At 63.3% G+C, this 13,094-nt stretch carries 9 protein-coding genes and 1 riboswitch; of the genes, 3 read left to right on the forward strand and 6 right to left on the reverse strand.

The genetic code is table 11. The features are described 5' to 3' along the window. Positions 1 to 41: 41 nt before the first annotated feature. The 6 genes from LT988_RS08010 to metK form a co-directional block, all read right to left on the reverse strand. Positions 42 to 2,240, reverse strand: a complete 2,199-nt coding sequence (locus tag LT988_RS08010) for a sodium-translocating pyrophosphatase (protein WP_232409650.1) — start codon at positions 2,238 to 2,240, stop codon at positions 42 to 44. A gap of 98 nt (positions 2,241 to 2,338) precedes the next feature. Continuing rightward, complete coding sequence (locus tag LT988_RS08015) at positions 2,339 to 3,118, reverse strand: hypothetical protein (protein WP_232409651.1); 780 nt, start codon at positions 3,116 to 3,118, stop codon at positions 2,339 to 2,341. A gap of 332 nt (positions 3,119 to 3,450) precedes the next feature. Further along, the gene (locus tag LT988_RS08020; protein WP_232409652.1) at positions 3,451 to 3,867 is read right to left on the reverse strand and encodes a sulfur globule family protein; all 417 of its coding nucleotides are present in this window, start codon (positions 3,865 to 3,867) and stop codon (positions 3,451 to 3,453) included. 694 nt (positions 3,868 to 4,561) lie between these two features. Continuing rightward, positions 4,562 to 5,425 carry a methylenetetrahydrofolate reductase [NAD(P)H] gene (metF, locus tag LT988_RS08025; protein ID WP_232409653.1) on the reverse strand — a complete coding sequence of 288 codons (864 nt, stop codon included), beginning with the start codon at positions 5,423 to 5,425 and terminating at the stop codon, positions 4,562 to 4,564. Between the two features lie 384 nt (positions 5,426 to 5,809). Beyond that, positions 5,810 to 7,216: an adenosylhomocysteinase gene (ahcY, locus tag LT988_RS08030; RefSeq protein WP_232409654.1), complete on the reverse strand. Its 1,407-nt coding sequence runs from the start codon at positions 7,214 to 7,216 to the stop codon at positions 5,810 to 5,812. Positions 7,217 to 7,237: 21 nt separating this feature from the next. Beyond that, positions 7,238 to 7,323, reverse strand: a riboswitch (S-adenosyl-L-homocysteine riboswitch). Positions 7,324 to 7,547: 224 nt separating this feature from the next. Beyond that, positions 7,548 to 8,738 (reverse strand): methionine adenosyltransferase, encoded by a 1,191-nt coding sequence (gene metK, locus LT988_RS08035; RefSeq protein ID WP_232409655.1) that lies wholly within the window; start codon positions 8,736 to 8,738, stop codon positions 7,548 to 7,550. A gap of 221 nt (positions 8,739 to 8,959) precedes the next feature. Between metK and LT988_RS08040 the strand changes: the two genes are divergently transcribed. The 3 genes from LT988_RS08040 to gap all read left to right on the forward strand — a co-directional run bounded on the left by LT988_RS08040 (position 8,960) and on the right by gap (position 13,078). After that, positions 8,960 to 9,517 (forward strand): thioredoxin family protein, encoded by a 558-nt coding sequence (locus tag LT988_RS08040; RefSeq protein ID WP_232409656.1) that lies wholly within the window; start codon positions 8,960 to 8,962, stop codon positions 9,515 to 9,517. A 358-nt stretch (positions 9,518 to 9,875) separates the two neighbouring features. After that, positions 9,876 to 11,882: a transketolase gene (gene tkt, locus LT988_RS08045; RefSeq protein WP_232409657.1), complete on the forward strand. Its 2,007-nt coding sequence runs from the start codon at positions 9,876 to 9,878 to the stop codon at positions 11,880 to 11,882. 194 nt (positions 11,883 to 12,076) lie between these two features. Beyond that, entirely contained in the window at positions 12,077 to 13,078 is a 1,002-nt protein-coding gene (gap, locus tag LT988_RS08050) for a type I glyceraldehyde-3-phosphate dehydrogenase (RefSeq protein ID WP_007192123.1), read from the forward strand. Positions 13,079 to 13,094 lie beyond the last annotated feature (16 nt).

Raw genomic sequence — 13,094 nt, forward strand, 5'->3', positions numbered from 1 at the left:
CAACGATCGCGCCTCTGCGGTTCAGCTGTCCCGTATCGAGATCAGAGCACGCTGTAGGTCACGGTCACTCCGGCCATGACGATGGCCATGATGCTCATCAGCTTGACCAGGATGTTTAGGCTCGGACCCGAGGTGTCCTTGAAGGGGTCACCGACGGTATCGCCGATCACGGATGCCCGGTGCGCGCGCGAGTTCTTGCCGCCGTGATAGCCGGACTCGATATATTTCTTGGCGTTGTCCCAGGCGCCGCCGGCATTCGAGAGAAAGACCGCGAGCACGAAGCCGCTGGCAAGCCCGCCCATCAGCAAACCGATAACGCCCGCAACACCCAGCAGCAGGCCAACCACGACCGGCGCGATCACGGCCAGCAAGGCCGGCAGCACCATCTCGCGCTGCGCACCGACGGTGGAGATCGCGACACAGCGCTCATAGTCGGGCTGGGAGGTGCCCTGGAGGATGCCCGGATCTTCGCGAAACTGCCGGCGCACCTCTTCGACCATCATAATGGCCGCACGCCCGACCGCCTGCACCGTCAAGCCGCTGAAGACGAAGGCCACCATCGAGCCGATCAGCAGGCCCACGAGTACGGTCGGGTTGAGCAGGGTCACGTTGAAGAAGGTCATGAAGTCGGTCAGGGTGGCCCGCGCCGTCTCGACGGTTGCATCGTTACCGAGCGTCAAGACCGTCTGCCCGGCGTTCACCAGCTCGATGCGGATCACCTCGATATAGGAGGCGATGAGTGCGAGCGCGGTCAAGGCGGCGGAGCCGATCGCGAACCCCTTACCGGTCGCCGCGGTGGTGTTGCCCAGTGAATCCAGTGCATCGGTGCGTGCCCGCACCTCGGCGCCCAGACCGCTCATCTCGGCATTGCCGCCGGCATTGTCGGCGATGGGACCATAGGCATCGCTGGCGAGCGTAATCCCCAGCGTGGACAGCATCCCGACCGCCGCGATGGCCACGCCATAGAGACCCTGGTTCATTTGGGTCAGATCGAAACCGGACGCGAAGAGGAAGGCCAGCATGGTCCCGGTGCCGACGGCCAGGACCGGAATGGCGGTCGAGAGCATACCCACACCGACGCCTGCGATGATGAGGGTTGCCGGCCCGCCTTCGGCCTGGGCCGCAATGAGCCGGGTCGGGCCGTAGCTGGGCGAGGTCGAATACTCGGTCGAGCGACCGACGATGATGCCCGTGACCAAGCCGGTCACAACCGCGCCCCAGACCCCCCAGACATTCGGGATGCCGAGGAGAAGCAGCAGCCCGGCGGAGGCAATTACGATCATGAGCGCACTGGCATTGATACCGCGCGAAAGCGATCCGAGCAGATCCTTTTGGGTCGCGCCTTCCTTGGTCTTGACCAGATAGACCCCGACGATCGACAGCAGAATGCCGATGCCGGCAATGGCGATGGGGGCGACCACGGCCTTCATCTGAAGCGCCGGATCCAAGACATAAGCGGCCGCCCCTAGCGCGGCGGCTGCGAGGATGGAGCCGCAATAGGATTCGAAGAGGTCGGCACCCATGCCGGCGACATCGCCCACGTTGTCCCCGACGTTGTCCGCGATGACGGCGGGATTGCGCGGGTCGTCCTCCGGGATGCCGGACTCGACCTTACCGACCAGGTCGGCACCCACATCCGCAGCCTTGGTGAAGATACCGCCGCCGACACGTGCGAACATGGCCTGCATGGAGGCGCCCACGCCGAAGGTCAGGATCGTCGTGGTGACGAGCACCATACGGACCCCTTCACCGGCTGCGCTGTGAGGGATCAGCAGGTCGGCCAGGATGAACCAGACGACGATATTGCCGAGTCCGAGCCCGACCACAACGAGCCCCATGACGGCACCGCTGCGGAAGGCGATCTTCAGTGCCTCCGGGAGCGATGTGCGCGCAGCCGCGGCCGTGCGGGTCGATGCACGGGTCGCGGTCTGCATGCCGAAATAGCCGGCGAGTGCCGAGAAGAAGCCCCCGAAGACGAAGGTAAAGGGCAGCCAGGTGTTTTGAACCTGGTAGTAGTAAGCGAGAACGCCGAAGACGATGGTGAGGACCGCGAACACCAAGAACATGATCTTGTACTGCTGGCGCAGATACGCCATGGCGCCGTGGCGGACATGGTCGCCGATCTCCTGCATCAACGCGGTTCCCTGGTCCTGCCGGAGCATCTCTTTGAAAAACTTCCGGGCATAGATCATCGCCAACAGCGCGGCGATCGGTGCGATCCAAAAGACAGGCTCGTTCATGGGTATTCCGATGGACGTGGGAGGCCAAAAGAACCCGCCGCCGGAAATGCGCCGGGCAGGACCTGAGTCCGAGACTCAGGGGAATCGAGAACCGCGTATCACTCGAGCCCGGTCACCTGGGCCGAGCGCCACCAGCCCCGATGACGGTTCTCGAGCTCCTCGAGATCCGGGAAGCGGTAGAAGGCAAAGTCGGTCTGGTCGCCGACATAGAACCCGCCCTTGACCATTCGGTAGAGCACGCCTTCCTTGACCTGCTTGAGTACCAGCTTGCTCGGCTTGGTGTCGTTGTGTTTCAGCTCGTAAAGCACATCACGCAGATGAGCGAGGTTGGGATAGGGAAGATCGTCGGCCGCGCCGTTCTCGGGATCGGTTGCGAGCGCGCCGAGATGGAGCTCCGAGAACACGAGACGAGGCACATGGACCGTGTGCGACGGGTCCGTGATCGCGTCGCAAAACTCATGCGGTTCCGAACGACTGGCGACCATCGGCGTGATGGGGCAGAACTCTTGATAAAGATGGAGACGACCGCCCGGCTCGGGCACATAGACCGAGCGCGGCAGCTCGAGCGTCTTGCCGTCGTTGGTCACCAGATAGAGGTTGCCGAGCGCGGATACGGGGATGCGCGACAAGACACGATAGATCGAGAGATAAACCGAGCGTTTCGGGGCGCCGTCCGGCTGAGTAATGCAGCGTTCGTCCACCAGATGGAACGGGAAATCCTCGGAGCGGAATGCCGGGTCGACCTCGAAAAAGATCGCCTCGCCTTTGACGTGGGCCTTGGACCCGACCGCATAGTAGCTGCCGAAAGCCTCCGGCTCGAGCATCGACGCGATCAGCGCCTGCGGGATCAGGGACAGATACAGATGCTTTTCAGCCATGCCGAGCCTCGCCTTGATGTGCCCGGATATCCGACCGGACCCGGTGTTTCTCAATTATCACCATAAATGCAGGCGATGTGGAGAGTAGATCCGGGTCATTTGTCGAAGGGACGCAGTCAGAGTGCGTGGCGGAACCAAACGGCGGACGATCAAGGCAGGCTAGCGAGGGAGACTGAGGGATGTTCGGAGCAGATATTGCGTCGGAAACGCCGACTGGACTGGAGGAAAACTGGGGGAAAAGCCATGCGGGTTCGGGGTTGGATACATCCCTGTATCCGAGCCGCCTCGGGACTCTCGGCTTGTACCGAGGTCCCTAGACGAACAGCAGGTTCTTATTGCGCGGGAGCAGCCGGAGGAGCCATCGGGGCTGGCATTGCGCCGCCGTAGGGGGCACCGTAGCCGGGCGCACCGTAAGGAGCGCCGTAGCCGGGCGCGCCGTAGGGGGCACCATAGCCGTAAGGCGCGCCGTAGCCGTACTGATCGCCGTAACCGTAACCGCGACCATAGCCACGACCCTGACCACGCCCGTAGCCGCGGCCGCTTCCGCTCATGTTCATGTTGAAGTCGCCGGTGCCGTCACCGAACATGTCGCCGAAGTTGTCCATCATGCCGCTGCCGTAGCCGGGCCCGCCGCCGTAGCCGCCGGGTCCGCCGTAACCGGGGCCACCCCACCAAGCACTGGCGGAGAAGGAAGCACCGGCCAGAGCGACAACGGCTGCAAGACCTGCAAACTTGATCGTTTTATTCATATTCGTCCTACCTCTAATCAGGAAACGTTGGGCGCGGGCTTGCCCGCAATGGGGTCTCCGAAGTCGGGATGCTGTTGTCTCCGACTGCGGGCTTGATGTGGAGCCTGCGACCGAACCCTGCGGGGATCGGACTGAGCTCCGAGGTGAACCGTATGAGGGCGCAAACAGCCGACCGGCGCGATTTGCCGTGTTGCACAAATCCGGGCAGAAGGGGAGGTTGCGGGCTCGACGGCCCATCGGAGTAACGGCTAACCCTGCGAAGAAGCCCGGGCCGCTCATTACCGGTAGAAGCGGATCGAGTATAGGCGCCGATGGCGTACAGGCGCAACGTATTAAACGGCGCCGCGCTGGTTGAGCGAACCTGATCGGGTCAACCGGACGATACCGGCGAGCACTTTCCTCGAATATCGCGAGACGCTACCGATGACGCCATTCAAGCTTATTCAGTAGCTTCCGTCAGGAACAGGACTCATCTCACGGTAAGCACGGCGACATGCGCCGGGACGACAAACCTTACTTTTTGCGTTGGTTAAAGGCGCGACCCTCCGGACCCAGCACGATCAATGCGCCTCGGATTCGCCCGGGCGGAACGCAACGAAGGCCACCTTCAGCCCAACCGCGGCGGAAATGTGCGCCATCGTCGGCGCGAATCCAGGAAGACCCGGGCGCGGCAACGCTTCGCATCCGATCGAGCTCAGGCGGGCAACGGAAGCGCGAGATCCTTCCACAACCGCAGGGTCGGGCCCGACTGGTTCATCGTATAGAAGTGCAGTCCCGGCGCCCCGCCGTCGATCAGGCGACGGCAGAGGTTGAGCACGACCTCGTGCCCGAAGGCACGCAGACTCTCCACGTCGTCGCCGTAACCCTCAAGTCGGCGCCGCACCCAACGCGGGATCTCGGCACCGCAGGCGTCGGAGAAACGCGCGAGCTGCGTGTAATTGGTGATGGGCATGATGCCGGGGATGATCGGCAGGGTGACGCCGACCCGATCGCAACTCTCGATGAAGGCGAAGTAGGCATCCGGATTGTAGAAATACTGCGTGATGGCGGCATCCGCACCGGCCTGCACCTTGCGCTTGAAGTTGGTGAGGTCCCGCTCGGGACTCCCGGATTGCGGGTGATACTCGGGATAGGCCGCAACCTCGATCTTGAAACTATCCCCGAACTCGTCGCGGATGAAGGACACCAGCTCGTTGGCGTAACGGAAATCGCCCCCGGTGCCCCCGCCCATACCGGAGGGGAGATCACCGCGCAAGGCCACCAGGCGTCGGATCCCCTGCTCCCGATAGCGGCCGAGGATCTCGCGGATCTCGGCCCTTGCCGAACCCACACAGGCGATGTGCGGGGCGGTCTCGATGTCATGGCCGCGCAGCCAGTCGACGGTCTCGAAGGTGCGGTCGCGGGTGGATCCCCCGGCCCCGTAGGTCACCGAGAAGTAGCCCGGCGAAACACCGTTGAGCTGCGCGATCTCGCGCTTGAGCTTCTCCATTCCCTCCGGGGTCTTGGGCGGGAAGAGCTCGACGCTGAAGGTCGGGGGTTGTTGTGATACGGGCGGCATGGCTCAAAAGCCTCCGGCCTCCGGCCTCTCGCCTCCCGCGCGTTGAACGACAGCGCGGTCAGTGGCTTCGATCCGGCGGCGAATGGGTGGAGACGGACAGCACCGCGACGGGCCACGAACGCCAATGGGCAATCGGCGCACGTGGCGCGGAGCGCCCGACAGAGACGTGACACCGCAGAGCGGTGTCACGAGCAGTTCAAGGCGTAAACAGCGCCATACGCAATTGTTCTAGGCGATCCACCGGGGACAAACCCGAAGCGGCTGAAGCGGACGCGATCCAAGCCCCTGTCTCAAAGACTTAAACCGCGCCAGCTCCAACGCCTTAAAGTGCCCGCGAGGCCGCGAAGCCCGCGAACCCCGCTGGATCAAGACAACGCGCGCGGTTTAATACCTGTAGTTCTCGGCCTTGTAAGGACCCTCGACCGGGACGCCGATATAGTCGGCCTGCGCCTTCGACAGTGTCGTCAGCTTCGCGCCGATCTTGCCCAGATGCAGACGCGCGACATCCTCGTCCAGATGCTTGGGCAGCACATAGACGCCGACCGGATAGTCCTGCGGCTTGGTGAAGATCTCGATCTGGGCCAACACCTGATTGGTGAAGCTGTTGGACATCACGAAGCTCGGATGTCCGGTCGCGCAGCCCAGGTTGACCAGCCGCCCCTCGGCCAGCAGGGTGATGCGATGCCCGTCCGGGAAGACGATTTGGTCGACCTGCGGCTTGATGTTCACCCACTCGTACTGCTTGAGCGCGTAGACCTGGATCTCGTTGTCGAAGTGACCGATGTTGCAGACGATCGCTTGGTCCTTCATGGCGGCCATGTGATCGTGGGTGATGATGTCGGTGTTGCCGGTCGCGGTGACGAAGATGTCGACCATGCCGACAACATCCTCGATGGTCACGACGCGATAACCTTCCATCGCCGCCTGCAGCGCACAGATGGGATCGACCTCGGTGATCCAGACGGTCGCGCCCAGACCGCGCAGCGATGCCGCGGAGCCCTTGCCGACGTCGCCGTAACCGCAGACCAAGGCGATCTTGCCGGCGATCATGACGTCGGTCGCGCGCTTGATCGCATCCACCAGCGACTCGCGGCAGCCGTAGAGGTTGTCGAATTTCGATTTGGTGACCGAGTCGTTGACGTTCATGGCGGGGAAGAGGAGCTGCCCGTCACGGAACATCTGATAGAGGCGATGAACGCCGGTGGTCGTCTCTTCGGTGACGCCGCGGATGCCCTCGGCGATGCCGTGCCAATGCTTGGGATTGCGCGCAAAGGTCCGTGAGAGAAGCCCTAGGATGGACAGCCATTCCTCGCTGTCGTCGGCCTTGGGTGCCGGAATGGCGCCGGCCTTTTCGTACTCCACACCCTTGTGCACGATCAGGGTGGCGTCGCCGCCGTCGTCCAGGATCATGTTCGGGCCGCCGCCGTCGGGCCAGTTCAGGACCTGCTCGGTACACCACCAGTACTCGTCCAGGGTCTCGCCCTTCCAGGCATAGACGGGGATGCCGGCCGCGGCGATGGCGGCGGCGGCATGGTCCTGGGTCGAGAAGATGTTGCACGAGCACCAGCGGATCTCGGCGCCGAGTGCGACCAGCGTCTCGATCAAGACGGCGGTCTGGATGGTCATGTGCAGACTGCCGGTAATGCGTGCGCCGGCGAGCGGCTTGCTCTTGCCGAACTGCTCGCGCAGGGCCATCAGACCCGGCATCTCGGTTTCGGCAATCGCCATCTCTTTGCGACCGAAATCGGCCAGGGAGATATCGGCCACCTTGTAATCGGTAAACTCACTCATGGTTATCAGCTCCTGATGAAACGTGAGTGAGCGCCGTTGTCGTGTCGACCCCGCCGCCGAGCCTGGCCCGGGCTCCGATGGCCCGGGTCGCAACGCTCCTCGGTCGCGAGGTGTATGAGGAAGATCAATCCCAACTTGTCATGGAAAACGCATGCCGAGACGAAAACGGCGCCAAGCGAACACGCCCTCGGATTACGATGCCCAAACGCCGACCATCCCGGACGCGATTCAAGAACAGCATTTTCCTCGACCGCGTCCCCCGACGGCCTCGTGCGAACGTGATCCGACGCGCACCTGAAAGACCCCGTATCCCAGCGGGCGCGGTCGAGCCTTAGATCCCCGCCGCTTCGCGCAGCATCTCGGCCTTATCCGTCCGCTCCCACGTGAAGCCCGGCTCCGAACGCCCGAAGTGACCGTAGGCCGCAGTGTCGCGGTACTTAATCAGGTCGCGGTTGGTGAGATCCAACATCCGGGTGATCCCGTAGGGGCGCAGATCGAAGTGCGCGCGGATCAGCTCGATGATTCGGTGCTCGCTGATGCTCGCCGTGCCGAAGGTATCGATGGACAGCGACGTCGGCTCCGCAACCCCGATCGCATAAGACACCTGAACCTCGCACTTCTCGGCAAGGCCGGCGGCAACGATGTTTTTCGCGACATAGCGCCCGGCATAGGCCGCCGAGCGGTCGACCTTCGAGGGGTCCTTGCCGGAGAAGGCACCGCCGCCGTGGCGCGCCATACCACCGTAGGTATCGACGATGATCTTGCGCCCGGTCAGGCCGCAGTCGCCGACCGGGCCGCCGATGATGAACTGGCCCGTCGGGTTGATATGGTACTTGGTGTCGCCGGTCATCCAACCGGTGCCGCCGAGGACGGGCTTGATGATCTCTTCCATCACCGCCTCGTGCAGCACGCCTTGACTGACATCCGGGCTGTGCTGGGTGGAGAGCACCACGGCCTCCACTGCAGCCGGCTTGCCGTCGACATAACGGAAGGTGACCTGCGACTTGGCATCCGGGCGGAGCCACGGCAAGGTGCCGTTCTTGCGAACCTCGGCCTGGCGCTTGACCAGACGATGCGCGTAGTCGATCGCCGCGGGCATCAGTTGATCGGTCTCGTTGGTCGCATAGCCAAACATCATGCCCTGGTCGCCGGCCCCCCGGGACTCCTCGTCCTCGCGATCGACACCCTGGGCGATATCCTTGGACTGCTCGCCGAGCGCGACCAGAACGCCGCAGGTCTGACCGTCGAAACCGACCTCGGACCCGTCGTAGCCGATATCGGTCACGACCTTGCGAACGATGCTCTCGTAGTCGATCTTGAGGTTGCCGTCGGTGAGCGTGATCTCCCCCGCCAGCACCACGAAACCGGTCTTGACCAGGGTCTCGCAGGCAACACGCGCCTTGGCGTGGTTCGGATCGCGGCGAAAGATCTCGTCGAGCACGGCATCCGAGATCTGGTCCGCCATCTTGTCCGGATGTCCTTCGGAGACGGATTCGGAGGTGAAGATATAGTCCTTGCTCATAGTGTCGATGGCCTTCTTTTTGTCCCGATGAGGTGCGTGTCTGGGTGCGCTATGATAGCGAGTCGACGCAAAACCGCAAAACCGTCCGGCGGTTGCGAATGCCGGTCGTTGCCGCGCATCGGCGCGGGGATTTAGAAATCACCGTCCTTTCGGTAACATACTGATACGTCGGAACAGACCTGGGCTTCCCGGCAGCCCTGGCTTTCACTCGGAGACCTTCGATGGCTTCGCTCGAAACCCCCGTTTGCGACTTCGGGCGCCCCGCGCCGGATTTCGCCCTCCCCGGCACCGACGGCAAGGTCTGGACCCGCGACGCTTGTGCCGGAGAGCGCGGCTTGCTCGTCATGTTCATCTGCAACCACTGCCCCTACGTCAAAGCGGTTCGGGAGCGCATCGTCAAAGATGCTCGCGAGCTGATCGACATCGGAATCGGCTGTGTTGCGGTCATGTCCAACGATCCGCACGACTACCCGGAAGACTCCTTCGAGAACATGCAACGGGTCGCCGAAGCGTTTCGCTTCCCGTTTCCCTACCTGCTCGACGAGACCCAAGCCGTCGCGAAGGCTTACGGGGCAATCTGCACGCCGGACTTCTTCGGATACAACGCGGCGCTCGAGCTCCAGTACCGAGGGCGTCTCGATGCCAGTCGCAAGGAGACGGCGCCGGAGGATGCGCCACGCGATCTTTTCGAAGCCATGCAGCAGGTTGCGCGAACAGGAAACGGCCCTGAACGACAGATCCCGAGCATCGGCTGTTCCATCAAATGGAAGTCGGCGTAGCCGTCGTGCAGGTCGCGGGATCTTCGATCCGCACGAAATAACTGGTCATTTTCTCGCGCAATTCTTAATATTAGGATCTGATAACTTCCTTTTTGACGGTATAAGTTTGTTTTGATTTTCGGGTCGACGCTCTTCGTCCACAATGACGCACCTTCGCAAGGGTTTCGAAACCGGCCAATTCGTTCGCGCAAGCAAGACCTCGCCGAGCGCAGCGGCAATCGCTTCGGCCGCTAGCCCTGCACACAGCATTCCGCCGTCGTGCCATATCCCGACATGCGCCCGCCGCGACGCGGCCGGCGGTCGCGACTCGCGGCACGCTTGACCGACTGACCATTGCTTCTGAACTTAGGAGGGACTGATGTCCTCACGTAAAGATCTTGCCAATGCCGTACGAGCACTCGCGATGGACGCGGTCCAAAAAGCCAATTCGGGTCATCCGGGCGCGCCGATGGGCATGGCCGACATCGCCGAGGTGCTCTGGAACGACTTCATGTCGCACAACCCGGAAAACCCGGCCTGGCCCGACCGAGACCGATTCGTTCTCTCGAACGGTCACGGCTCGATGCTGATCTATGCTCTGCTGCACTTGACAGGATATGAGCTCGGGATCGAGGACCTCAAGCAGTTCCGCCAACTTCACTCCAAGACACCCGGGCATCCCGAGTACGGTTACGCCCCGGGCGTCGAGACCACAACGGGGCCGCTCGGTCAGGGCATCACCAACGCGGTCGGGATGGCACTGGCCGAAAAGGCACTCGCCGCACAGTTCAATAAGCCCGGCCACGACATCGTCGACCACTACACCTATGTCTTCCTCGGCGACGGCTGTCTGATGGAAGGCATCTCGCACGAGGCCTGTTCGCTGGCCGGCGCCTTGGGTCTGGGCAAGCTGATCGCGGTCTACGACGACAACAACATCTCGATCGACGGCGAGGTTCGCGGCCACGGCGACACGCCGGCCTGGTTCCTCGACAACACGCCGAAGCGCTTCGAGGCCTACGGGTGGCACGTCATCCCCAAGGTCGACGGCCATGACCCGGAGGCCGTGAAGGCGGCGATTGAAACCGCTCGCGAGATCACCGACCGTCCGAGTCTGATCTGCTGCCAGACCATCATCGGTTTCGGCTCTCCGAACAAGCAGGGCAAGGAAGAGTGTCACGGCGCGGCCTTGGGCGAGGACGAGGTCGCGCTGACCCGCGAGGCACTGGGCTGGAACCATCCCCCCTTCGTGATCCCCGACGCCGTCTATCAGGGTTGGGACGCCAAGGAGCGCGGCGCCGCGGCCGAGTCTGCGTGGAACGACCGCTTTGCCGCCTACGCCGCGAAATTCCCGACCGAGGCCGCCGAATTCAAGCGTCGCATGGCCGGCGATCTGCCGAGCGACTGGGCCGCGCAGTCGGACGCCTTCATAGCCGCCGTGGTTGAAAAAGGCGAGACCATTGCCTCGCGCAAGGCCTCGCAGAACGCGCTCAACGGCTTCGGCCCGCTGTTGCCCGAGCTGCTCGGCGGCTCGGCGGACCTCGCCGGCTCCAACCTGACCCTGTGGAAGGGCTGCAAGGGCATCGGTAAGGGCGACGCGCCCGGCAACTATGTCTATTACGGCGTGCGCGAGTTCGGCATGTCGGCCATCATGAACGGCATCGCTCTGCACGGGGGTTTCGTGCCCTACGGCGCGACCTTCCTGATGTTCTCCGAGTATGCGCGCAATGCACTGCGCATGGCCGCACTCATGAAGATCCAGTCGATCTTCGTCTATACCCACGACTCCATCGGCCTGGGCGAGGACGGCCCGACCCATCAGCCGGTCGAGCAGATCCCGACGCTGCGCATGATCCCGAACATGAGCGTCTGGCGTCCGTGCGACGCGGTCGAGTCCGCGGTGTCCTGGAAGCTCGCCATCGAGCGGCGTACCGGCCCGAGCTGCCTGATCTTCTCGCGTCAAAACCTCGCGCACATGAACCGCTCGCCCGAGCAGCTCGATGCCATCGCGCGCGGCGGCTACATCCTGCGCGACTGTGCCGGCACCCCGGATGCGATCATCATCGCTACGGGCTCCGAGGTCGAGCTGGCCGTGAAGGCGGCCGAGGCGATGTCGGACAAGGCGATCCGCGTGGTGTCCATGCCGTCCACCGACACCTTCGATGCGCAGGATGCCGCCTATCGCGAATCGGTGCTGCCCAAGGGCGTGACCGCCCGCGTTGCGGTCGAGGCCGCAGTCACGGACGGCTGGTGGAAGTATGTCGGTCACCAGGGCGCGATCCTCGGTGTCGACCGCTTCGGCGAGTCGGCGCCTGCCGGCCCGCTCTTCAAGGAGTTCGGGTTCACGGTCGAGAATCTGGTCGCCAAGGTTCGCGGCGTGCTCTGATCGTTACCACCGCTGCGCAGACGGGACGCCGGGCGCTCACCCACCCGGCGTCCGAAGCACGCGAGAGCAGTGCCGAGCGCAAACCCACGACACGGTGGTCTTCGCTCGAATCGAGGGTTCCCCGACCCTTCGGCATCCCGGATGCCTGATTCGCGCAATACAGGTTTTTGTTCCCTTTAGAGGAGTATCTCTCGATGACAATCAAAGTCGGCATCAATGGTTTCGGTCGTATCGGTCGGATGGCCTTCCGCGCAATCGCGAAGGATTTCCCGGGCATCGAGGTCGTTGCCATCAACGATCTGCTCGACCCCGAGTATCTGGCCTACATGCTGAAGTACGACTCTGTCCACGGTAACTTCAAGGGCGACATCGCCGTCGACGGCAATACCATGATCGTCAACGGCAAGAACATTCGTCTGACCGCAGAGCGCGACCCGGCCAACCTCAAGTGGGGCGATGTCGGCGCAGAGCTGGTCATCGAGTGCACCGGCTTCTTCCTCGACGACGCCTCTTGCCGCAAGCACCTCGAGGCCGGCGCCAAGAAGGTCGTGCAGAGCGCGCCCTCCAAGGACGCGACCCCGATGTTCGTCTACGGCGTCAACCACAAGACCTACGCCGGGCAGGAGATCATCTCCGCCGCGTCCTGCACCACCAACTGCTTGGCGCCGGTCGCCAAGGTCCTGCACGACAACTGGGGCATCAAGCGCGGCCTCATGACCACGGTGCATGCCGCAACCGCGACCCAGAAGACGGTCGACGGCCCCTCAATGAAGGATTGGCGCGGCGGTCGCGGCATCCTGGAGAACATCATCCCCTCCTCCACCGGAGCGGCCAAAGCGGTCGGCAAGGTCCTGCCCGAGCTCAACGGCAAGCTGACCGGCATGGCCTTCCGCGTGCCCACCTCCGACGTCTCCGTGGTCGACCTGACCGTCGAGCTGAGCAAGGAAGCCAGCTATGCCGACATCTGCGCCGCCATGAAGAAGGCGTCCGAGTCCGGCGATCTGGCCGGCGTGCTCGGCTACACGGACGAGAAGGTGGTCTCCACCGATTTCCGCGGTTGCCCCACCCCGTCTGTCTTTGATTCCGAGGCCGGGATCGCGCTGGACCCGACGTTCGTGAAGGTGGTCTCCTGGTACGACAACGAGTACGGCTACACCTGCAACATGCTGCGCATGGTGGAGCACGTTTCGAAGTAAGCGTCGTCGACGCAAA

Origin of the sequence: Thiocapsa bogorovii (genome assembly GCF_021228795.1) — a bacterium.
In the GTDB taxonomy this organism is placed as follows: domain Bacteria; phylum Pseudomonadota; class Gammaproteobacteria; order Chromatiales; family Chromatiaceae; genus Thiocapsa; species Thiocapsa bogorovii.